Origin of the sequence: Mesorhizobium sp. M0011 (assembly GCF_040324155.1) — a bacterium.
Classification (GTDB): Bacteria; Pseudomonadota; Alphaproteobacteria; order Rhizobiales; family Rhizobiaceae; genus Mesorhizobium.
In genome coordinates this window covers 1-21,083 of sequence record NZ_JAMYVQ010000005.1, presented here as the reverse complement: position 1 = coordinate 21,083, position 21,083 = coordinate 1, and the positions used below count along the sequence as shown (strand labels likewise).

The window sequence follows — 21,083 nt, the reverse complement described above, 5'->3', positions numbered from 1 at the left end:
GGCAGCCCATGCCGCTTCCGGTGCAGTGAATGACGCGAATTTGCATCCCGGTGCGGCGCGGCTTTGAAATCTTATGAGACCGCTTAGAATCCGCTGAATTGGCACAGTTCGTGCTTGATGGAGGCGCAAGCGGGGGGTCACAACCCGTTTTTTTGGCAGTGGAGGCCACTTTTTACATGAAAAAGATCGAAGCGATCATCAAGCCATTCAAGCTGGACGAAGTGAAGGAAGCGCTTCAGGAAGCCGGACTGCAAGGCATCACTGTCACCGAGGCAAAAGGCTTCGGTCGTCAGAAGGGCCACACCGAACTCTATCGCGGCGCCGAATATGTCGTCGATTTCCTGCCCAAGGTGAAGATCGAGGTCGTGCTTGGCGACGACGCGGTCGAAGGCGCCATTGAGGCCATCCGCAAGGCGGCCCAGACGGGCCGCATCGGTGACGGCAAGATCTTCGTTTCCAATATCGAGGAAGTTGTGCGAATCCGCACCGGCGAAACGGGCATGGACGCGGTCTGACCTGACCCGGCCATCCTCCTGAAAACGTCATCAACAAAAAACGTCATCAAACAGGGATACATGACATGACGACAGCCAAAGACATCATGAAGCAGATCAAGGACAACGACGTGAAATTCGTCGACCTGCGCTTCACAGACCCGAAGGGCAAGCTGCAACACGTGACGATGGATGTCATCGAGGTCGAGGAAGACATGTTCGCCGATGGCGTGATGTTCGACGGCTCGTCGATTGCCGGCTGGAAGGCCATCAACGAGTCTGACATGGTGCTGATGCCCGATCCGGACACGGTTCACATGGACCCGTTCTTCGCGCAGTCGACCATGGTCATCCTGTGCGACATCCTCGATCCGGTTTCGGGTGAATCCTACAACCGCGATCCGCGCGGTACGGCCAAGAAGGCCGAGGCCTACATGAAGGCGGAAGGTATCGGCGACACCATCTATGTCGGCCCGGAAGCCGAGTTCTTCGTGTTCGACGACGTCAAGTACAAGGCCGATCCCTACAACACCGGATTCAAGCTCGACTCCACGGAACTGCCGTCGAACGACGACACCGACTACGAGACCGGCAATCTCGGCCACCGTCCGCGCGTCAAGGGCGGCTACTTCCCGGTGCCGCCGATCGACAGCGCGCAGGACATGCGCTCGGAAATGCTGACCGTGCTCGCCGAGATGGGCGTGCGCGTCGAAAAGCATCACCATGAGGTGGCGGCGGCCCAGCACGAACTCGGCATCAAGTTCGACGCACTGGTGCGCAACGCCGACAAGATGCTGATCTACAAATATGTCGTCCACCAGGTCGCCAACGCCTATGGCAAGACCGCCACCTTTATGCCGAAGCCGATCTTCGGCGACAACGGCTCGGGCATGCACGTCCACATGTCGATCTGGAAGAACGGCAAGCCGACCTTCGCCGGCAATGAATATGCGGGTCTGTCGGAAAACTGCCTCTTCTTCATTGGCGGCGTCATCAAGCATGCCAAGGCGATCAACGCCTTTACCAACCCGCTGACCAATTCCTACAAGCGCCTGGTGCCGGGTTACGAAGCGCCGGTTCTGCTCGCCTATTCGGCGCGCAACCGCTCGGCGTCCTGCCGCATCCCGTTCGGCTCGTCGCCGAAGGCCAAGCGCGTCGAGGTCCGCTTTCCCGATCCGGGCGCGAATCCCTACCTCGCCTTCTCCGCTCTGCTGATGGCCGGCCTCGACGGCATCAAGAACAAGATCCATCCCGGCCAGCCGATGGACAAGGATCTCTACGACCTGCCGCCGAAGGAGTTGAAGAAGATCCCGACCGTCTGCGGTTCGCTGCGCGAAGCCCTGCAGAGCCTCGACAAGGACCGTGGCTTCCTGAAGGCTGGCGGCGTCTTCGACGACGACCAGATCGACAGCTACATCGAGCTGAAGATGGCCGAAGTGATGCGCTTCGAAATGACCCCGCATCCGGTCGAATACGACATGTACTACTCGGTCTGAGATTTCAATCTCAGTCCAGATTAGCTATAATGCTCAAGCCCTTGAAAGACTTCGCTCTTTCAAGGGCTTTTTGCTGCGCTCCAATAGGAATTGCCAGCCGACCGGCATGTCTCGCCTGCGCGGCAGCCGCATGCGCACCCGTATCCGCCTTTCGTCTTCGGCGATCGCACGATGCCCGGATTCTTGGACCTACGGTCCATCGGAGCGGCCGGCTTGAGCGTCGGTCCGGTGAATTCAATCACTACTCGGCGATGTCCAGTGAAGATCAAGGCGGCCGCTCGGTCGCCAACGTTGGAGCCAGGAGCGAGCGGAGCACTGTCTCAGGCTACAGTGACCGCTCGTCCGGCGCCCACGCCAATGCCGCCGTTCAGAAAACCCCGCCCGTCCGAACAGCATTGCGTGACGTAACCCCAAGGCCTGCGAATACGCATGCCGTAGCGTGATCTGTCAACGTCGCAAGCTGGGCCGCGAATGGCCGATTCTGCTGTATGAACAGATGCTTATGGAAGGCCCTTTGCCCCGGATAAGGGCTGGAAAAGGCGCTTTTCCGGGCTTTATAGCGAGTGATCGCCGGAGGCTCACATGGCTGCGGCAAGAACTCCCGGGCGATTTGCGATCGCGTGAATTCCCTGACTTTTTCTGGGTATGTTTTCCCAGGAATGCCGTCAGCCGGGTAACGGCCAAAAAAGAACCCGGCGCGAAACGCCGGGGGTCTTCTTGTCATGCAGTCCGAAACGCTTACGCGGCGGCCGAAACCTGGGCGCTTGCCGGAACCGAGGCGATCGTCTTCAGGATCTGCGAGGCGATCTGGTAGGGGTCGCCCTGCGAGTTCGGACGGCGGTCTTCCAGATAACCCTTGTAGTCGCTTTTGATGAAGGAATGCGGCACGCGGATCGAGGCGCCACGGTCGGCAATGCCATAGCTGAACCGGTTCCACGGCGCGGTCTCGTGCTTGCCGGTCAAACGCTTGTCGTTGTCCGGGCCGTAGACGGCGATGTGATCCATCAGGTTCTTGTCGAAGGCCGCCATCAGCGCTTCGAAATAGGCCTTGCCGCCGACTTCGCGCATATAGGCGGTCGAGAAGTTGGCGTGCATGCCAGAGCCGTTCCAGTCGGTGTCGCCAAGCGGCTTGCAGTGGTATTCGATGTCGATGCCGTACTTCTCGGTCAGGCGCTGCATGAGGTAGCGGGCCATCCACATCTGGTCGGCGGCTTTCTTGGAGCCCTTGCCGAAAATCTGGAATTCCCACTGGCCCTTGGCAACTTCGGCGTTGATGCCTTCGTGGTTGATGCCGGCGGCGAGGCAGAGGTCGAGATGCTCCTCGACGATCTGGCGCGCAATGGAGCCGACATTGGAATAGCCGACGCCGGTGTAGTACGGGCCCTGGGGTGCGGGATAGCCGCTCTCGGGGAAGCCGAGCGGCCGGCCGTCCTTGTAGAAGAAATATTCCTGCTCGAAGCCGAACCAGGCGCCCTCGTCATCGAGGATGGTGGCGCGCTTGTTGGATGCGTGCGGCGTCACGCCATCGGGCATCATGACTTCGCACATGACCAGCACGCCGTTGGTGCGGGCGGGATCCGGATAGACCGCAACCGGCTTCAGCACGCAATCGGAGCTGTGCCCTTCGGCCTGCTGGGTCGAGGAACCATCGAAGCCCCACAGCGGCAGCTGCTCAAGATCAGGGAATTCGGCGAATTCCTTGATCTGCGTCTTGCCGCGAAGGTTGGGGACCGGGGTATATCCATCGAGCCAGATATACTCGAGCTTGTATTTCGTCATTCTAGCCTCTCGTTGCTTGATCACCGAACACTGAACGGCGTCGACATGCGTCTGCCGTCAGCAGACGGCCTGCCGCACACTTAAAATGCAATTCGTGTGCCATTCTTGGTCCGGAGGGTGCGGCAAAATTGACGCGGCATCCGCTCGAAAGTCGGTGAGCGCCTAAGCAATGCGCCCGGATCCATCACAATCGTTATTTGCACAAATAGTGTGCAAATACTGATCTTTTCATAGGCATATTGCCTAACTTGATTGCAGACCTTATCTTTGGACCAAGTTGAATCGAAAAGGTTCGGCGGAAGAAAGGAATCCGGCATGGAAATCATTTCCACACGACCGTCGGCCAAAATTCTGATGTTCCCGGCAGCAGCGCGCCTCTCTGCCTCAAATTTGAGCGGAAGGGCTAAGTTTGCGGCAGAGCTTGCCTCGCTGCGTGGTGCCCGCGCAGACTTCGGCGACGGCTGGTACCATGAGGCAGCCATCGAGGATGAGGCCCGGGGCCGCAAGAGCTGACACAGAGGGGCAGCAGCCCTCGTCAACGGATAATTGGCCTGAAAAGAGGAAGCCCGGCGCGATTGCTCGCGCCGGGCTTTATCTTTGTATGCTGGAGCTGTCAGCTACTGCTTGTCGTGCAGGTTGGTTCCCAGCGTATCCCTGACGAAGATCATGCCGATGATCAGCGACATCGCCGCGATCACCACCGGATACCAGAGGCCGTAGTAGATATCGCCCTTGGAGGCGCTGAGCGCGAACACGATCGCCGGCAGCAGGCCGCCGAACCAGCCATTGCCGATGTGATAGGGCAGCGACATGCCGGTATAGCGGATGCGGGTCGGGAACATCTCGACCAGGATCGCCGCGATCGGCCCGTAGACCATGGTCACGTAGAGGACCAGGATGAACAGGATGCCGATGACCTTTGCCCAGTTGACCGCCGCCGGGTCGGCAAACATCGCGAACGCACCGGCCGCCGGAACACTGTAGACGGTCACGTCCGTGGCGCCGGCAGCCTCATCGGCCGTCAGCAGCTTGTCCTTGACCGCCTGGGCGAGCGGGACAGTGGCCTTTTCACCGGCGCGAATGGCTGCCGCGTCGAGCTTCAGTTCGGGATTGGCCGCGACAAAGGCGTCGAGCTTTTGGTCAGCAACCTTGGCGGCAGCACGCTTCAGCGGGTAACCGCCGTCCTGAAGCGCCAGGTTGATCGCCTTCTTGAAAGCCGCATCGCTTGGAGCAGCCTTATCAGCGGCCGCCACGGCGTCGTAAGACGTCACGGTCTCGGCGCCGATCTTGACGCTGGCCGCTGTTCCCGCTGCCGCTGTCGTGACGATATCATAGGGCACCGAGCTTTTGGCCAGGAAGTCCGTCGCAATATCGCACGAGGTGAGAGGCTTGCGTGTTCCGGTTGGATTGAACTGGAACTTGCAGTCCCCCGGAGCAGCGGTCACCGTCGCACGCGTGTTCTGCTGGGCGGTGGCGAGCGCCGGGTTGGCGGCCCATGTCAGCGCCTTGAACAGCGGGAAGGTGGTGACGATCGCCAGCGCGAGACCGGCCATGATGATCGGCTTGCGGCCGATCTTGTCGGATAGCCAGCCGAACACGACGAAGAAGACCGCGCCGAGCGCCAGCGCAATCGCGATCATGATGTTGACCGACTGTGGGTCGACCTTGAGCACATTCGCCAGGAAGAACAGCGCGTAGAACTGGCCGTTGTACCAGACCACAGCCTGGCCGGCGGTGAGGCCGAACAACGCGAGCAACGCGATCTTGGCATTCTTCCACTGGCCGAAGGCTTCCGTCAGCGGCGCCTTGGAGCCCTTGCCCTCGTCCTTCATGCGCTGGAAAGTCGGCGATTCGGCAAGCGACAGGCGGATCCAGACCGATATGCCGAGCAGTATGGCCGAGAGCAGGAACGGAATACGCCAGCCCCAAGCCGCGAAATCCTCCTTGCTCAGCGAATTCTGCACGACCAGGATGACGATCAGCGACAGGAACAGGCCGAGCGTCGCCGTCGTCTGAATCCACGACGTATAGAAGCCGCGGCGATCGTCGGGAGCATGCTCGGCGACATAGGTCGCCGCACCACCATACTCACCGCCGAGCGCCAGGCCCTGCAGCATGCGCAGCCCGACCAGGATGATGGGCGCCGCAATGCCCCAGTTCGCCGAGCCGGGAAGCAGGCCGACCAGGAAGGTCGACAGGCCCATGATCAGGATGGTGACAAGAAATGTGTATTTGCGGCCGACGAGATCGCCAATGCGACCGAACACCAGCGCGCCGAACGGGCGCACCAGGAAGCCGGCGGCGAAAACCAGCAGCGTGAAGATGTTGCGAGTCGCCTCTGGATAGGAGGCGAAGAATGCCGCGCCGATCGCTCCGGCCAATGCGCCGTAGAGATAGAAATCATACCATTCGAAAACGGTGCCGAGCGAGGAAGCGAAGATGACTTTCTTCTCCTCCCGCGTCATGCCGCGGCTTGCTCCGCCGGCGGTCGATGCGATTGCCATTGCGTTATCCTCCCGTGAGACCCGTTCTCGATGCTGCGCGACACCGTCCGCGTTCTCCTCCGAGCACGGACTCAACGACAGCCATTCGGAAAAATGACAGAAAGCGCCTGCCAAAGGCAGCGCGTCTTTGGGATTATGACTTTGGTATTAGGTGCACTGCGGGATGAATCCGGGCGAGCTGGAAAACTCCTTAGCGCTTGAGCGCTTCCAGCAGGCCGACAGCAGCCATCATGTCGCGCTTGCGAGCCGCGCGGCGGGCAACGGCCTCCGCGTCCTGCCCCCAATGCTCGATCTGCCAGTCCTCGTCGACATGGGCAGCGGCCCAGGCAGAATCGGCATCGAGTTCGCCGAAATCGACAGCCAGCGCCAGCAGAGCCGAACCGGTCAGCGAGGTCATCACATGGATGGCGGCAAGCCGCAGCGGCTCTGTTCGCTGAGCAAGATGGCTGCCCAGCACGGCGATGGTCTCGCGCGGCTGCTCGACATGAATGATGCCCTCGGCGAGATTGAAGCGGACCCCGAGTGTTCCCCTCGCCCAGTCGATCACCGGATCCCAATGCTGGTTCTGCCGCTCCACCAGCCCCTGCGGTACGTCGGCGCGGTAGCAGAGCAGATCGGATGAGGCGAAGCGCAGGATATCCTCCAGCACCGCCTGCGGGTCGCTGGCAACACCGTCGATGGCGGTGTTGACGAGACGCATCACCGGCATGGTCACCGGATTGATGGTCTCGCTTTGGGCGGCGAATTCGTCGGCGGCAAGCACTGCTGCTGCCTCGGTAGGCAGCGCCAGCAGCGCCTTGCCCGGGGTGCGCACCGGCTTGCCGTCGAGATGCACGGCAAAGCCATTGTCGACAGGTGCGACAGAGGCGGCCTTGTAGAAGCGCTTCGGCAGATGCGTCTTCATCTGGATCTGGGCGCGACGCACCGGATCGGGATGGGAAAGATATTTGCCCGCTTCGAGGTCGTTGAGGATATCACGCATGAAGGTCTCTCTTACACCGGCGTCAGCTTGCGCACCGGCCGGTTGACGATGATCAGGCCGGCGGCAATCAGGCCAAGTGCCAGAAAAATGCGCATGGTCAGGGGCTCATTCAAGAACATGGCGCCGCACAGCACGCCGAAAACCGGCGACAGGAAGGTGAAACTGGACAGGCCTGATGCCGGATAGCGCCGCAGCAGCCAGAACCACAGCACATAGGTGAAGGCGACGATGTAGACAGCCTGGAAAAGCAGCGCCAAAGTCGGCAGCACGGTCGGATCGCGAACGGGCGGGCCGGCGAGAGGCAGCACCAAGACGCCTACGATCGCTGCCCCGGCGAGCTGGTAAAGCAGAAGCTTTTCGGCGCTCGCCTCGACCAGCTTCGACCGCTTGATGAGGATGTTGGTCAAAGCCCAGAAGAATCCGGAGCCGAGGCTCAGGAGATCGCCGAACAGCATGTCTCCGCCGCCGCCGAGCTTGTCGGAAAACACCGCGGCAAGACCGGCAAAGGCCAGCAGCAGGCCAAGGAATTTTCTCAACGTGATCTGCTCGCCAAGCAGGAAATGGCCGCCGAGCAGCTCCAGAACGGCATCGTGTTGACCAGCAGCGTGTTGCGGGCAACGGTCGTATGCTCCAGGCCGACATAAAGGCAAAGGAACTCGATGCCGAAAAGCGCGCCAACCGCGATGCCGGCGAGCAAGGTCCCGTCGCGCGTGAAAAGCGCGATGCCGCGCCACCGGCACCAGGCAAAGACACACAGGCCGCCGATGATCGAGCGCGCGATCGATAGGAAAACCGGATCATAGCCGGCGTAGGAGATCTTGGCGGCGACGTAATTCAGCCCCCAGGAAAAGGTCAGCCCGACCATGATGGCGGCGGCGGCCATGTCGACCGTGTCGCGGCGATCAAGCGTATCGGTGGCGAGCCCGTCGGTGGCGCCGCTCACGATCAGTCCTCCGCGCTGGCGTCGTCGAAGCCGATCAGGTTCCAGCTCTGTCGCATGTGCGGCGGCATTGGCGCGGTGACATCGATGACGCCCTTGTCGGGATGCGGAATGATGATGCGGCGCGCATGCAGATGCAGGCGGTTTTGAATGCCGCCGGGAAAGTCCCAGTTGGTGTCGGCCTCGAAATATTTCGGATCGCCCAGGATCGGACAGCCGATGTGGGCGGCATGAACGCGAAGCTGGTGGGTGCGGCCGGTATAAGGCTCCATCTCCAGCCAGGTCATCGTCTGCGCCGCCTGCTCGATGATGCGGTAGTAGGACACGGCGTGGTCGGCGCCCTTTTCGCCGTGGGCGGCGACACGCACGCGGTCACCGTCCGGCGTCGGCTCCTTGATCAGCCAGGTCGAGATCTTGTCCTCGCGCTTGGGCGGCACGCCCTTGACCAGCGCCCAATAGGTCTTCTTGGTCTCGCGGGCGCGAAACGCTTCCGAGAGCTTCATGGCGGCCAGCCGGCTGCGGGCGACGACCAGCACGCCCGAGGTGTCGCGGTCGAGCCTGTGAACCAGCCTGGGCTTCTCGCCCTTCTGGTTGCGCCAGGCCTCCAGCATGTCGTCGACATTGCGGGTGACGCCCGAGCCACCCTGCACCGCAAGGCCCGCCGGCTTGTTGAAGACGAAAACCTTGGGATCCTCGTGGATCAGCATCTTGGCGAGAACATCGGCATCGCCCTGGTTGCGGATCGAGTGGCCGGTCAGCGCACTCTCGCCCTTCTTGTCGACCTCGAGCGGTGGGACGCGAACCATCTGGCCGGGCTCGACACGGGTGTCCGCCTTGACCCGACCGCCGTCGACACGGATCTGGCCGGAGCGCAGAAGCTTCTGCAAATGGCCGAAACCAAGGCCCGGGAAATGGGTCTTGAACCAGCGGTCGAGCCGCATGCCCGCCTCGCCGGCCTCCACCGTGATCTGTTCAACGCCTGCCATGTTTTTTGTCGCTTATCCGTTTCCCGAGCGAAGCTCGGCCTGTTCTTGGCGCGGCAATAGCACTAAGGCAGGCTTCTTGCGAGCCAAAGTCCCAGAAACAGGGCGATAATGGCGCCAATGACGCTGGCAAGGGCATAAGCCAGCGCAGGCAGCGTGGCTCCCCGCTCCCACAGCGTCGCGAAATCGAGCGAAAAGGCGGAGAAGGTGGTGAAACCGCCAAGAATGCCGGTAGCAACGAACAGCCTGACCTCGTTCGATCCGCCACGGCGCATCATGGAGGCGATGAACAGCCCCATGGCGAAGGAGCCGATGATGTTGATGGCCATCGTGCCCCAGGGATAGCTGGGGCCGACAAGGCGCAGCGCGCCGATGTTGGTAAGGTGACGAATTCCGGCACCGATGCCGCCACCGACGACGACGAGAAACAGATTGAACATGTCCGTTTACTGCCCCCACAGGGCTGCCCGGTCAATCCCTCGTTTATGAGCGCAACCGCAGAGACCAGCCGAGCTCGTCACCACTCAGGCGTAGCCCACCCCGGATATTTTTTCCTGAACTCGTTGTAGAGGTCATCGATCTCCGTTTTGCCGATTGGGCGCACCTGTTCGTAGAGGTAGCCCTTGACGTCGCCGGACAGCTGGTACGCAGCGATGCGCCTGTATGCTGCGCCGATGCCTTTGCCCTCGACAATGTATTGGTCGGGTATCGAGACGCAGAGCTGCGCGCCCGGCTGCAGATGGATAACGGGCGGGTCGGTCACGACAACGTATTTGGACTTCAACGTCGCCGGTCTGAATCGATCGCGACTATCGACCTGACAAGCCCACTCGATGCGAGGGTGAAGGTCCTTGTCCATTTCATACAGCAATGAATCGCTCATCATCCCGCTGGATGCAAATACCGACAACCGGTCCTCAGGTCCCATCTTTCCAAGAAGGTCATCGATAAGGCGCCTGTATTCTGGAAGATTGTCGAGGTGCAGCGGGAGCGTGGCTTCGCTGGCAAAGACGTAGCTGATCGGTGACAGCACCTGGCGGCCAGTCGGGAAAAAAGTACCGAAAAACGCCAGCCCGGCGGCAACGGCTATCGCGGCAGCAGACCATCGCGATCTCAGCGCTGGCATCGAAACGATCGCAACGATTGCCTGGCCGTAGGCAGGAAAGAGCCAAAGAAATACTGGCACCGAATGATGGCGATCCGGGTCCTGCATGCGGGTGAAGAGGACGAAGGTGAGTGCCGAAGCAACGGCACAGAACAGGGAAAATCTGTTTCGGCGTATGATGGAGATGTAAAGGCCAAATACGATCAACAGCCAGTTCACATAGCTGAGCCGCGATCCTACCTGGCCAAGCTGTGAACCGAAGTTTGTCTTGTATCCGCCTGTTTCCCAGTATCTTGAGGATCAGGGGTTGCTGCAAGGTCAGCGCGGCTCCGACAACCACGAGGATCGCACACAGGCCCCCGACGGCGGCATTGCGGAGTGCCGGAAAGTCCCGGTCTTTCGCCTGCAGAAAACAGAAGAAGGCTGCGGAAATTCCGACCCCGATGACGGGATAGGCGTACCAGCGGCGCAGCACGAATGCCAACCACAGGCATACGCCGACACGTATTCCGCTGATCACCGGTTCAAGGGTCAGGAACCTCGATTTCCAGAGAAAATAGGTTGCCGCGCAAAGCGCGAAACAGCCGGCAATGTCAGGCAACCCACGGAGCGTCGCCGCCCAGAAGGGCGTGTAGAGAAAGGCCGCAATCCATACGGTGAGCCAGCTTCGGCATGAAGATGTTCCGGTCGCCGCCTCCAGATAGCTTATTCTGCCGATGAGAAGAGCGGTCGGGACCAGATAAACAGCGACTGTTCCGGCGATGTAGGAAAACCTCGAATCCCCAAAAATGATGTGAAACGGCATCAGCGGCACCAGGATCGCCGCACTGTAGTCATCCGTGGCTATCGAGGTTCTCAGGTGGCTGAGCCATTCGAGAGGGCTCTGAACCAAGAGCGTGCCTTGCTGGCTGAACGTGTCGAAATAGGCAGCGAAGTCCCAGTAATAGACAGGCTGTTCAAGCCCTACATAGGTGAGAGCAAGAGCAACTCCCAGCAGAGCGGTGCACACATAGGTCGTTGCCCAAAATCCGAGAGATCTGTTCTTCGTCACTTGAAGCCGCCAGGAGGGGAGAGGCAGAACTGTCAAAGTCAGCCCGGGGCCGCCGTTCATGCAGCCAGCAGCCGTTCCGGCGCATGAGCGGCCACAAGGATGGGCCAAATCTCACATGCGGAGCACCCAAATGCCGCCGGCAGCGCCGGTTCTCTAAAGCTCAGGTCGTCCCGGCATTTTTCGGCTTGGTCGAGCCGATCATCTTCCAGTTCTTGTAGAACATGGAATTGATGCGCTCGACGCTGACCGAGACGATGGCGAGCATGCCCGCGATGAGACGGGGAACCGGAGACGGCCTGATAATGTCCATGAACACGCAGTAGCGGCGGCCGTCATACTCGTTGACCGAGCGATGCAGCAGCGTGTCGTCGAAGATGAACAGCGGATTGTCGTACCAGTAATTCTTGACGTTGCCGCACTCGACGAAAATCTCCGACTTCACCGGGATCAGATTGTAGAGGATGCGCAGGCTGAGCCGCAGCGGGCCGAAATGCCAGGACGTCGATTCGCGCTTGCTGAAGACGGAAACGGCTATGGTCTTGATGTATTTGAAATCCTTGTTGAACTCGGCGACATTATCGATCCTGTGCTTGCCGTACCACTGGTAGACATACATGCCGCGCCGGCCGGCGCCGAAATTGGCGTCGATGTCGGCGATGATCTCATCCTTGCGCGCTTTGAAGATGTCCAGGACCTCGTTGACCTCGCGCTGGTAGTCGGCGGGAAACTGCTCCAGCTTCCAGACGCCCGGATTTCTGTAGCACAAGAGGTCGACCAGCAGATTGAACGGCGAAAGCAGCCAGGTGAACAGGCCGTTGCCGAGAAAATAGCCTGAGAACAGCGACAGATCCTTGCGGTCGTTGCGCAGCACGTCGATCAGGCCGCAGATGATGAAGATCGTCGTCAGGATGGGAATGAAATAGAAGCCAAGGGCGAGAAGCGGGATGGCAATGGCGAACTTGCGAAGGGATTTGCGAAGGGTTTTTGTCATTTTTCCACGCGCGAAGCGCGATCCTGTTGCGAATGAGGTGCCCAAATCAAGGCAACGGCCACCGCCCGGCCGTGCGCCTTGATAAGGTTTTTTGGGTTACCACACAACGGCCCTGCTATCGTGGCCGGCTGGCTGCCTGGCGGATCTGGTCAACGGCCTCACGCAAACCCGCTATTCCCGCTCCTTGCGCAGCTTCGCCCAATAGTCGAGCCGCTTCCTGATGTCGCGCTCGAAGCCGCGCTCGGGCGGATCATAGAAGGTCTGGCGGCCCATCTTCTCCGGAAAATAATCCTGCCCGGAAAAGGCATCCGGCTCGTCATGGTCGTAACGATAGCCGGCGCCGTAATCCTCCGCTTTCATCAGCTTGGTCGGCGCGTTGAGGATGTGCTTGGGCGGCAGCAGCGAGCCATGTTCCTTGGCGGCCCGCGTGGCAGCCTTGAAAGCGTTGTAGACGGCGTTGGATTTGGGCGCGGTGGCTAGATAGACGGTGGCCTCGGCAAAGGCGAGTTCGCCTTCGGGCGAGCCGAGATAGTCGTAGGCATCCTTGGCGGCATTGGCGACGACAAGCGCCTGCGGGTCGGCAAGGCCGATGTCTTCCATCGCCATGCGCACCAGCCGGCGGCCTAGATAGAGCGGATCCTCGCCCGCATCGAACATGCGTGCGAGATAGTAGAGAGCCGCGTCAGGGTCTGAACCGCGTACCGATTTGTGCAGCGCCGAGATCAGATTGTAATGGCCGTCCTGGCCCTTGTCGTAGATCGGCGCGCGGCGCTGGACGATGCGCTGCAGTCCCTCGGGATCGAAGACCTCGCCGGGTTTGGCTGCCCGCCAGACTTCTTCCGCGAGCGTCAGCGAGGCCCGGCCGTCGCCATCGCTCATGCGGATGAGCATGGCCCGCGCCTCGTCGTCGAGCGGCAGCGCCCTGCCCTCGGTCTCCTCCGCCCGCACCATCAGCTTGGAGATGCTCTCCTCGCCAAGCGAATGGAAGACCAGAACGCGCGCGCGTGACAACAAAGCGGCATTCAGTTCGAAGGACGGGTTTTCGGTCGTAGCGCCAACCAGCACGACTGTCCCGTCCTCCATGACCGGGAGAAAGCTGTCTTGCTGGGCACGGTTGAAGCGATGGATCTCGTCGACGAACAGCAAGGTCTGGCGGCCATTGGTGCGGCGCAATTTGGCCGCTTCGAACACCTTTTTCAGGTCGGCGACGCCGGAAAAGACAGCCGATATCTGCTCGAAGGCCAGGCTGGTTTCGCCGGCAAGCAGGCGCGCCACGGTGGTCTTGCCGGTGCCGGGCGGCCCCCAGAAGATCATCGAGCCGAGCGAGCCGGAACCGATCAACCGGGTCAGCGCGCCGTCAGGGCCGGTCAGATGCTCCTGGCCGACGACCTCGCCAAGGTTTCTCGGCCGCAGCCTGTCGGCCAGCGGCCGCCCGGGCGGCGTCTTTTCCGGTTCATCGACGCTGAACAGATCGGCCATGCACTTCTTTTTCGTTGGAGCATGAGCCCGAATGCACGGAACCCAGCCCTAATAACGCAATACCTGACGCATTATCTGCCCGCCGCGCTCGACGGTAAAGCGCCACCAGCGCGTATCCGTCTTGGCCGCCAGCTCCAGGGTCGCCGCGGTATCGATGGTGGTGCCGTTCACCTCACGCACGATGTCGCCCGGCTGGAAGCCGAAATCGGCGGCCGGAGAATCGCGGTTGATGTCGACCACGGTGACGCCCTTGATGTCCGTGCGCAGGCCAAGCCGCTGCGCGAGCCGGGGCGACAGCTCCGCGACCTTGGCGCCCGAAAACGGGCTGCGGCCATGCAGCGTCACCTCGGCAGCCTTCATGCCTTCCGGAGCACGCTCCAGCGCTATATCCATCGCCGCTTGCTGGCCCTTGGTCAAAACCGCGAAATTGGCGGTGGTGCCGATCGACAGCGTCGCCATCCGGTAGTCCAGCGCTTCGATGCTCTCGACCGGCTTGCCGTTGAGCTGCAGCACCACGTCGCCGGGCTTGAGCCCTGCCTTGGCGGCCGGACCGGTCGCTTCGACCGACGAGACCAGCGCACCGGTCGGCTTCTCCATGCCGAGCGATTCGGCGATCTGCGGCGTCACCGCTTCGAACTCGGCGCCGACATAGGGCCGCTCGAAGAAGTCGAGCCCGGCCTTGGCCGCGTCGGCAAAAGCGCGAACCATGTTCGAGGGAATGGCAAAGCCGATGCCGATCGAACCACCGCTGCGGCTGTAGATGGCGGTGTTGATGCCCACCAGCTGGCCGCCCATGTTGATCAGCGCACCGCCGGAATTGCCCGGATTGATGGCGGCGTCGGTCTGGATGAAGAAACTGGAATCCGACACGCCGATATGGCTGCGGGCCAGTGCCGAGACGATGCCGCTGGTGGTGGTTTGGCCGACGCCGAAGGGGTTGCCGATGGCCAGCAGCAGGTCGCCGACCTCAAGCGCGTCGGAATCGCCGATGGCGATGACCGGAAACGGCTTGTCCGAGGTGATCTTGAGCACGGCTAGGTCGAGTGTCTCGTCCTTGAGCAGCACCTTGCTGTCGAACTCGCGTCCGTCCGCCGTCGCCACCTTGACCCGGTCGGCATCCTTGATGACGTGGTAATTGGTGACCACGACGCCGGTCGGATCGACCAGCACGCCGGAGCCCAGCGAAGACTGCGCACGCGGCTGCGAGCGGCCGAAGAATTCCTCGAAGAACGGATCGCCGTCGAAAGGCGACGTGACCTTGGCGGTCTGCGAGGCATAGACGTTGACCACCGCCGGCGCTGTCTGCTTGACCAGCGGCGCAAAGGACAATTGCACCTCCTCGCGGCCGAACGGCACACGCTTGTCGGGACCAGCCGTGGCGTTTTCGCCTTCGACGCCATGCAGCAGGTCGGTCAGCACATCGGACAGGCCGGGATCGGTCTTGGTCTCCTCGGCCAATGCCTGCCTGACCACCGGTGCGGCCGCAAACGCCATGACGGCGAAAAGCAGAACAAAGGGCAGTCTTCTGGCGCGCATTCGCGAATCCTCCAAGGCAAGTTCGGGGGCATTGTCCCGACGATTGTGCAAAATGAAAGGCTAAGCCGCTGAAATCCGATTATTTTGGGCAGCAAAACAGCTACAGCTGACCTTGAAACCGAAAACCTCGTGGCCCTGATGAAAAAACAACTCCTGTCTTTCCGTGACTTTTTGAAGACCGGCAGCTTGGGGCCGATCTCCCCCGACATGACAATGGCCGAGATTGTCGAAGTGCTCGGCACGCCTGAGCATGTCGATCCAGATTACTGGACGTTCGGAAAGCTCGAAATTTCCTTTGATATCACGCCGCCTCGCCAGATGAACTGGTTTCAAATTGAGCAGGCCAGTTGCCTCAAAGGCGATTTGGAGGCTCTCACCACTCGCTTTGCAGTCTCCCTGGACGGGTTCAGCGGAAAGACAAAGCCATCAGAGTTCCTGGGTGCCGGCCTTTGGACTCCAGATCAGGCCAAGGTTTTCTACGCGACGTCCGGCCATGACATCGGAATGAACATCTGCGCCGGACCGATTCAGATACATTTTCATGTGGCTGCCGACTTCATCGGCAACCAAGACGCCGAAACCTATTTGAACGTCTCCTCCCCATCGCAATCGATGGCGAAAATCGATTCTCAAGCCGTCCTCGACAGTATCTATTCATACCCCTACCCGAAGACTGAAGAGGTACCGGGTGCATTCAATTGGAAGCTGTTGAGCTGAAGCCAGTACCTGGCGCTGGCCGATGGACAGCAAACATCGGCAAACAAAAAAGGGGCCCGCAGGCCCCTTTGAACTCATTGGGAAAACCGAGCCTTATGCGGCTGCGGCATCCGCGTCGGCACCTTCGGCTTCGATGCGAGCGCGGTCGCCGGCGCCCTTGGCCGAGACGTCACGATCGACGAACTCGATGACAGCCATGGCGGCGTTGTCACCGTGACGGAAGCCCGCCTTCATGATACGCAGATAGCCGCCATTGCGGTTGGCGTAACGCGGCGCGATGGTGTCGAACAGACGCTTGACGACGCCTTCATTGCCGACCTGGGCAATGACCTGGCGGCGGGCGTGCAGGTCGCCGCGCTTGCCGAGCGTCACCAGCTTCTCGACGATCGGACGCAGGTCCTTCGCCTTCGGCAAGGTCGTGACGATCTGCTCGTGCTCGAGCAGCGACACGGCGAGGTTGGCGAACATCGACTTGCGATGGCTAATGCTTCGGGCGAAGCGACGGCCTTTGAAACCGTGGCGCATGGCTCTTTTCCTTCTTCAGTTGTTCAAGAGGCCGTGGCCTCTGATGGTTTTCCGCATGACCGTCGGATCGAGCGGCCCACGCCGCCCATCCTTGGAATTCATGCTCAATATTGGTCTTCGTAACGCTTGGCGAGGTCTTCGATATTTTCCGGCGGCCAGTCCGGCACTTCCATGCCGAGGTGCAGGCCCATCGCCGCCAGGACTTCCTTGATCTCGTTCAGCGACTTGCGGCCGAAGTTCGGGGTGCGGAGCATCTCGGCTTCGGTCTTCTGGATCAGGTCGCCGATATAGACGATGTTGTCGTTCTTCAGGCAGTTGGCCGAACGCACCGAAAGCTCGAGCTCGTCGACCTTCTTGAGCAGCGCCGGGTTGAAGGCGAGCTCGGTGACGGCCTCGGCGGCGACTTCCTTCTGCGGCTCGTCGAAGTTGACGAACAAGCCGAGCTGGTCCTGCAGGATGCGGGCGGCGAAAGCCACCGCGTCCTCGCCGGTGATCGAACCGTCGGTGTCGATCGTCATGGTCAGCTTGTCATAGTCGAGAACCTGACCCTCGCGGGTGTTCTCGACCTTGTAGGAGACCTTCTTGACCGGCGAATAAAGGCTGTCGACCGGGATGAGACCGATCGGCGCGTCTTCGGCGCGGTTGCGGTCGGCCGGCACGTAACCCTTGCCGGTGTCGACGGTGAATTCCATGCGGATTTCAGCGCCTTCGTCCAGCGTGCAGATGACGTGGTCGGGGTTGAGGATCTCGACGTCGCCAACCGTCTGGATGTCGCCGGCGAGAACCGCACCCGGTCCCTGCTTGCGAACGACCATGCGCTTGGGACCATCGCCTTCCATGCGGATGGCGATTTCCTTGATGTTGAGGACGATGTCGGTCACGTCCTCGCGCACACCGGCGATGGACGAGAATTCATGCAGAACGCCGTCGATCTGCACGGCGGTAACAGCCGCACCGCGCAGCGAAGACAGAAGCACGCGGCGCAGCGCGTTGCCCAGCGTCAGGCCAAAGCCACGCTCGAGAGGCTCGGCGACCAGCGTGGTCAGCGTCTTCTTCTTCGACGAGAACTCGATCTTGTTCGGCTTGATCAGTTCCTGCCAATTTTTCTGGATCATGATGCTTTCCTTCCGTTGACCCGCCACCATCCAATCGTGGCGGGCGACCTGGAATGCCGCGGAGGAGCGCCCAAGGGCGCTCGCGCGGCGTTCGGTAAATGCTTAGACGCGACGCTTCTTGCGCGGGCGGCAGCCATTGTGCGGGATCGGCGTCACATCACGGATCGACGTGATGGTGAAGCCGGCGGCCTGCAGGGCGCGCAGTGCCGATTCACGACCGGAGCCGGGCCCGCAGACCTCGACTTCGAGCATGCGCATGCCGTGTTCCTGGGCCTTCTTGGCAACATCCTCGGCAGCCATCTGGGCAGCGAACGGGGTCGACTTGCGCGAACCCTTGAAGCCCTGGGCACCGGCCGACGACCAGGCAATCGAATTGCCCTGCGCGTCGGTGATGGTGATCATCGTGTTGTTGAAGGTCGAATTGACGTGGGCAACGCCCGACGAGATATTCTTGCGTTCGCGACGGCGAACACGAGCGGCTTCCTTGGCCATGATAGTCCTTTCAGTTGATCTCTACACCGCCGTAATGCCAGCGGCTCCACCTTCGTAAGGGAGTAGGGGAATAGGGCAGTAAGGGAGTAGGGAAAAGTGCGGCCCGATTGATGAGCATTCCCTACTGCCTTACTCCCCTACTCCCTTATTCCCCTAACAAATTACTTCTTCTTGCCGGCGATCGACTTGGCCGGGCCCTTGCGGGTGCGCGCATTGGTATGCGTGCGCTGGCCGCGGACCGGCAGCGAGCGGCGGTGACGCAGGCCGCGGTAGCAGCCGAGGTCCATGAGGCGCTTGATGTTCATAGAGACTTCGCGGCGCAGGTCGCCTTCAACCTGGTAATCGCGGTCGATGGTTTCGCGGATCTGCAGCACTTCCGCGTCGGTCAGCTGGTTGACGCGGCGCTCGGCCGGGATGCCGACCTTGTCGACGATCTCCTGGGCGAACCGCTTGCCAATGCCGTGAATGTACTGAAGCGCAATGACAACGCGCTTGTTGGTCGGAATGTTGACGCCGGCTATACGAGCCATGTTCTTCCCTTCTCCATGTGGGCCGGCCAATCCTCAAAAACGAGGCGGGCACGGCGCTGTCTTAAGTTGCCCCGCGTCCGGTGGAGGCCGGCCCATGCGGGAGTTTCCAGTTCAATGCGGCTGCCTTGCCCTTGCGGACAAGCAAAGCTCATGCCTGATAGGAAGACGGGCCGCCATACCGCAGCGAACCGCTTCCGTCAAGTGCAATCGTTAATTTCCCCGCACTGCGTCCTTGAGCACCGCTTCGATCTGTTCCGTCACGGCGTCGATATCGGCCATGCCGTCGACACTGCGGAGCTTGCCCTTGGCATAGTAGTAGCCAATCAGCGGCGACGTCTTCTTGTAGTATTCCCTCAGGCGCTCTTCGAACACCGTCGGGTTGTCGTCCTTGCGAACGGGAAGGCCGGCTGCCTGCGCCTCGTCGGCGCGCTTGACGATCCGGCCAACCAGAGCCTTGTCGTCGACCACGAGCTCAATGACGGCGTCGAGGGCCTGGGAGCGATCCAACAGCATCTGCTCGACCGCATCCGCCTGCACCAGGGTCCGCGGATAGCCGTCGAGGATGAACCCCTTGGCGCAGTCGGGCTGATCGATACGCTCGGCGACGATCGCGTTGACGATCGCATCGGACACCAGTTCACCGGCATCCATCACCGCCTTGGCGCGCTTGCCGACTTCGGTGCCTGCCTGGACGGCAGCACGCAGCATGTCGCCCGTCGAGAGCTGGGGTATGCCGTGTTTTTCTACCAGTCTTTGTGCTTGCGTCCCCTTGCCCGCTCCTGGCGGCCCAAGCAATATCAACCTCATCTGGCTTTCTTCCCCCCGCGCAGCTTCGACTTCTTGATCAGGCCTTCATACTGGTGCGCAATCAGGTGGCCCTGAATCTGCGCAACCGTATCGAGCGTGACACTGACCACGATCAGAAGCGATGTGCCACCAAGGTAGAATGGTACGCCAGTCGCCGAGATCAGGAACTCCGGCAGCAGGCACACCAGCACCAGATAGATGGCGCCGACGACGGTGATGCGGGTGAGAACGTAATCGATGTAATCGGCGGTGCGCTCGCCCGGACGATAACCCGGGATGAAGCCTGAATGCTTCTTGAGCTGGTCGGCGGTGTCCTTCGGGTTGAAGACAATCGCAGTGTAGAAGAAAGCGAAGAACGCGATCATCGCCGCATAGAATGCCATGTAGAGCGGCTGGCCATGTCCGAGTGCAGCCAGAATGGTGCTTGCCCAGGCCGGCATGTTGGTCGTCTGCGAGAAACCCGCGACGGTGGCCGGCAGCAACAGCAGCGACGAGGCGAAGATCGGCGGAATGACACCCGACGTGTTGAGCTTCAGCGGCAGATGCGAGGTATCGCCCTGGAACATGCGGTTGCCGACCTGGCGCTTCGGATACTGGATCAGCAAGCGGCGCTGGGCGCGCTCGAAGAACACGATGAGTGCGATGACGACGACGGCCAGCACGATGATCGCCAGGATCAGGCCGGTCGACAGCGCGCCGGTGCGGCCAAGCTCCAGCGTGCCGGAGATGGCGTGCGGCAGGCCGGCGACGATGCCGGAGAAGATGATCAGCGAAATGCCGTTGCCGATGCCGCGCGCGGTTATCTGCTCGCCCAGCCACATCAGGAACATGGTGCCGCCGACCAGCGTGACGACGGTCGAGATGCGGAAGAACATGCCGGGATCGCTGACGATGCCGTTGCCGCCTTCCAGACCGACAGAAATGCCATAGGCCTGAACCAGCGCAAGCAGCACGGTGCCGTAGCGCGTGTATTGGTTGATGACCTTGCGGCCCTGTTCGCCTTCCTTCTTCAGCGCTTCCAGTGACGGGATGACCGAGGTCATCAACTGCATGATGATGGACGCGGAGATATAAGGCATGATGCCGAGCGCAAAGATCGCCATGCGCTGCACGGCGCCGCCGGCGAACATGTTGAACATGCCGAGCACGCCCTTGCTCTGCGAAGAGAAGGCCTGGGCGAAGGCGTCGGGATTGATACCGGGAAGCGGGATGTAGGTGCCGAGGCGATAGACGAGCAGCGCGCCGATCGTGAACCAGATGCGCTTCTTCAAATCCTCCGCCTTGGCGAAGGCCGAGAAATTCAGATTCGAGGCTAATTGTTCAGCAGCCGAAGCCATGCCTGATTCTCCGCTTGGTAACGCTTGATGGCCCTGAGGTCAGGCGGCGCGTTTCACCGAAGCTCACGAGATAAGCTCCGGGCTCTAAACATGCAAGCGGGCGCGTTTGCGCGGCCGCCCTGTTGTGCAGCTAAAAAAGCCAAAGAGGGGGAAAAAGGGTGACACTAGTTCCGGGAGCTGGAGGAATTGAGGTTTATCGGCAGGCGGCCTTTGAAGGCGG

The 21,083-nt window shown here is 61.0% G+C and carries 20 protein-coding genes and 1 pseudogene; 4 read left to right on the top strand and 17 right to left on the bottom strand.

The features are described 5' to 3' along the window. Window positions 1-176 precede the first annotated feature (176 nt). Window positions 177-515 carry a P-II family nitrogen regulator gene (locus NKK51_RS07160; RefSeq protein WP_006205430.1) on the top strand — a complete coding sequence of 113 codons (339 nt, stop codon included), beginning with the start codon at window positions 177-179 and terminating at the stop codon, window positions 513-515. Window positions 516-580: 65 nt separating this feature from the next. Next, window positions 581-1,990, top strand: coding sequence for a type I glutamate--ammonia ligase (gene glnA, locus NKK51_RS07155; protein WP_128306005.1), 1,410 nt, complete (start codon window positions 581-583; stop codon window positions 1,988-1,990). Window positions 1,991-2,728: 738 nt separating this feature from the next. Here glnA and NKK51_RS07150 read toward each other — a convergent pair. Next, on the bottom strand, window positions 2,729-3,769 hold the full coding sequence (locus NKK51_RS07150) for a glutamine synthetase beta-grasp domain-containing protein (protein WP_023812071.1): 1,041 nt from the start codon (window positions 3,767-3,769) through the stop codon (window positions 2,729-2,731). A 315-nt stretch (window positions 3,770-4,084) separates the two neighbouring features. On the opposite strand from NKK51_RS07150, the gene NKK51_RS07145 reads away from it, so the two are divergent. Continuing rightward, window positions 4,085-4,282: a DUF2735 domain-containing protein gene (locus tag NKK51_RS07145; RefSeq protein WP_023812072.1), complete on the top strand. Its 198-nt coding sequence runs from the start codon at window positions 4,085-4,087 to the stop codon at window positions 4,280-4,282. 104 nt (window positions 4,283-4,386) lie between these two features. Here the strand turns inward: NKK51_RS07145 and NKK51_RS07140 are convergent, their stop codons facing one another. From NKK51_RS07140 to NKK51_RS07095, 10 genes and pseudogenes are all read right to left on the bottom strand, one after another. After that, window positions 4,387-6,273 carry an MFS transporter gene (locus NKK51_RS07140; RefSeq protein WP_023812073.1) on the bottom strand — a complete coding sequence of 629 codons (1,887 nt, stop codon included), beginning with the start codon at window positions 6,271-6,273 and terminating at the stop codon, window positions 4,387-4,389. Window positions 6,274-6,463: 190 nt separating this feature from the next. Further along, entirely contained in the window at window positions 6,464-7,255 is a 792-nt protein-coding gene (locus NKK51_RS07135; protein WP_352551992.1) for an ATP12 family chaperone protein, read from the bottom strand. Between the two features lie 11 nt (window positions 7,256-7,266). Further along, window positions 7,267-8,138 (bottom strand): annotated as a pseudogene (locus NKK51_RS07130) (DMT family transporter). 62 nt (window positions 8,139-8,200) lie between these two features. Next, window positions 8,201-9,181: an RluA family pseudouridine synthase gene (locus NKK51_RS07125; protein WP_023812076.1), complete on the bottom strand. Its 981-nt coding sequence runs from the start codon at window positions 9,179-9,181 to the stop codon at window positions 8,201-8,203. 62 nt (window positions 9,182-9,243) lie between these two features. Continuing rightward, window positions 9,244-9,618 (bottom strand): fluoride efflux transporter CrcB, encoded by a 375-nt coding sequence (gene crcB / locus NKK51_RS07120; protein ID WP_352551991.1) that lies wholly within the window; start codon window positions 9,616-9,618, stop codon window positions 9,244-9,246. Between the two features lie 77 nt (window positions 9,619-9,695). Next, window positions 9,696-10,088, bottom strand: coding sequence for a hypothetical protein (locus NKK51_RS07115; RefSeq protein ID WP_352551989.1), 393 nt, complete (start codon window positions 10,086-10,088; stop codon window positions 9,696-9,698). A 31-nt stretch (window positions 10,089-10,119) separates the two neighbouring features. Beyond that, window positions 10,120-11,334 (bottom strand): hypothetical protein, encoded by a 1,215-nt coding sequence (locus NKK51_RS07110; protein ID WP_352551988.1) that lies wholly within the window; start codon window positions 11,332-11,334, stop codon window positions 10,120-10,122. Between the two features lie 160 nt (window positions 11,335-11,494). Further along, a complete protein-coding gene (locus NKK51_RS07105) occupies window positions 11,495-12,325 on the bottom strand; it encodes an aspartyl/asparaginyl beta-hydroxylase domain-containing protein (protein WP_127295791.1) in 831 nt (276 codons plus the stop codon). 171 nt (window positions 12,326-12,496) lie between these two features. Next, window positions 12,497-13,804 (bottom strand): replication-associated recombination protein A, encoded by a 1,308-nt coding sequence (locus NKK51_RS07100; RefSeq protein WP_023812079.1) that lies wholly within the window; start codon window positions 13,802-13,804, stop codon window positions 12,497-12,499. A gap of 48 nt (window positions 13,805-13,852) precedes the next feature. Beyond that, window positions 13,853-15,340, bottom strand: coding sequence for a DegQ family serine endoprotease (locus NKK51_RS07095; RefSeq protein WP_352551987.1), 1,488 nt, complete (start codon window positions 15,338-15,340; stop codon window positions 13,853-13,855). Between the two features lie 84 nt (window positions 15,341-15,424). Between NKK51_RS07095 and NKK51_RS07090 the strand changes: the two genes are divergently transcribed. Next, on the top strand, window positions 15,425-16,057 hold the full coding sequence (locus NKK51_RS07090) for a hypothetical protein (protein ID WP_352551985.1): 633 nt from the start codon (window positions 15,425-15,427) through the stop codon (window positions 16,055-16,057). A 93-nt stretch (window positions 16,058-16,150) separates the two neighbouring features. Here the strand turns inward: NKK51_RS07090 and rplQ are convergent, their stop codons facing one another. From rplQ to secY, 6 genes are all read right to left on the bottom strand, one after another. Next, window positions 16,151-16,582 carry a 50S ribosomal protein L17 gene (gene rplQ, locus NKK51_RS07085; RefSeq protein WP_352551983.1) on the bottom strand — a complete coding sequence of 144 codons (432 nt, stop codon included), beginning with the start codon at window positions 16,580-16,582 and terminating at the stop codon, window positions 16,151-16,153. Between the two features lie 104 nt (window positions 16,583-16,686). Further along, window positions 16,687-17,697 carry a DNA-directed RNA polymerase subunit alpha gene (locus NKK51_RS07080; RefSeq protein WP_023812081.1) on the bottom strand — a complete coding sequence of 337 codons (1,011 nt, stop codon included), beginning with the start codon at window positions 17,695-17,697 and terminating at the stop codon, window positions 16,687-16,689. Window positions 17,698-17,799: 102 nt separating this feature from the next. Next, the gene (gene rpsK / locus NKK51_RS07075) at window positions 17,800-18,189 is read right to left on the bottom strand and encodes a 30S ribosomal protein S11 (protein ID WP_006205444.1); all 390 of its coding nucleotides are present in this window, start codon (window positions 18,187-18,189) and stop codon (window positions 17,800-17,802) included. A 161-nt stretch (window positions 18,190-18,350) separates the two neighbouring features. Beyond that, on the bottom strand, window positions 18,351-18,719 hold the full coding sequence (gene rpsM / locus NKK51_RS07070) for a 30S ribosomal protein S13 (RefSeq protein WP_013531437.1): 369 nt from the start codon (window positions 18,717-18,719) through the stop codon (window positions 18,351-18,353). A 210-nt stretch (window positions 18,720-18,929) separates the two neighbouring features. Continuing rightward, window positions 18,930-19,526 carry an adenylate kinase gene (locus NKK51_RS07065; RefSeq protein ID WP_023812082.1) on the bottom strand — a complete coding sequence of 199 codons (597 nt, stop codon included), beginning with the start codon at window positions 19,524-19,526 and terminating at the stop codon, window positions 18,930-18,932. Beyond that, a complete protein-coding gene (gene secY / locus NKK51_RS07060) occupies window positions 19,523-20,863 on the bottom strand; it encodes a preprotein translocase subunit SecY (RefSeq protein ID WP_023812083.1) in 1,341 nt (446 codons plus the stop codon). Before secY ends, NKK51_RS07065 begins: the two co-directional genes overlap by 4 nt. Between the last annotated feature and the right edge of the window lie 220 nt (window positions 20,864-21,083).

What these genes read in the sequence shown, in the direction of transcription:
- NKK51_RS07160 (WP_006205430.1), top strand. Translation starts at nt 177, where the DNA reads ATGAAAAAGATCGAAGCGATCATCAAGCCATTCAAGCTGGACGAAGTG.
- glnA (WP_128306005.1), top strand. Translation starts at nt 581, where the DNA reads ATGACGACAGCCAAAGACATCATGAAGCAGATCAAGGACAACGACGTG.
- NKK51_RS07150 (WP_023812071.1), bottom strand. Translation starts at nt 3,769, where the DNA reads ATGACGAAATACAAGCTCGAGTATATCTGGCTCGATGGATATACCCCG.
- NKK51_RS07145 (WP_023812072.1), top strand. Translation starts at nt 4,085, where the DNA reads ATGGAAATCATTTCCACACGACCGTCGGCCAAAATTCTGATGTTCCCG.
- NKK51_RS07140 (WP_023812073.1), bottom strand. Translation starts at nt 6,273, where the DNA reads ATGGCAATCGCATCGACCGCCGGCGGAGCAAGCCGCGGCATGACGCGG.
- NKK51_RS07135 (WP_352551992.1), bottom strand. Translation starts at nt 7,255, where the DNA reads ATGCGTGATATCCTCAACGACCTCGAAGCGGGCAAATATCTTTCCCAT.
- NKK51_RS07125 (WP_023812076.1), bottom strand. Translation starts at nt 9,181, where the DNA reads ATGGCAGGCGTTGAACAGATCACGGTGGAGGCCGGCGAGGCGGGCATG.
- crcB (WP_352551991.1), bottom strand. Translation starts at nt 9,618, where the DNA reads ATGTTCAATCTGTTTCTCGTCGTCGTCGGTGGCGGCATCGGTGCCGGA.
- NKK51_RS07105 (WP_127295791.1), bottom strand. Translation starts at nt 12,325, where the DNA reads ATGACAAAAACCCTTCGCAAATCCCTTCGCAAGTTCGCCATTGCCATC.
- NKK51_RS07100 (WP_023812079.1), bottom strand. Translation starts at nt 13,804, where the DNA reads ATGGCCGATCTGTTCAGCGTCGATGAACCGGAAAAGACGCCGCCCGGG.
- NKK51_RS07095 (WP_352551987.1), bottom strand. Translation starts at nt 15,340, where the DNA reads ATGCGCGCCAGAAGACTGCCCTTTGTTCTGCTTTTCGCCGTCATGGCG.
- rplQ (WP_352551983.1), bottom strand. Translation starts at nt 16,582, where the DNA reads ATGCGCCACGGTTTCAAAGGCCGTCGCTTCGCCCGAAGCATTAGCCAT.
- NKK51_RS07080 (WP_023812081.1), bottom strand. Translation starts at nt 17,697, where the DNA reads ATGATCCAGAAAAATTGGCAGGAACTGATCAAGCCGAACAAGATCGAG.
- rpsK (WP_006205444.1), bottom strand. Translation starts at nt 18,189, where the DNA reads ATGGCCAAGGAAGCCGCTCGTGTTCGCCGTCGCGAACGCAAGAATATC.
- rpsM (WP_013531437.1), bottom strand. Translation starts at nt 18,719, where the DNA reads ATGGCTCGTATAGCCGGCGTCAACATTCCGACCAACAAGCGCGTTGTC.
- NKK51_RS07065 (WP_023812082.1), bottom strand. Translation starts at nt 19,526, where the DNA reads ATGAGGTTGATATTGCTTGGGCCGCCAGGAGCGGGCAAGGGGACGCAA.
- secY (WP_023812083.1), bottom strand. Translation starts at nt 20,863, where the DNA reads ATGGCTTCGGCTGCTGAACAATTAGCCTCGAATCTGAATTTCTCGGCC.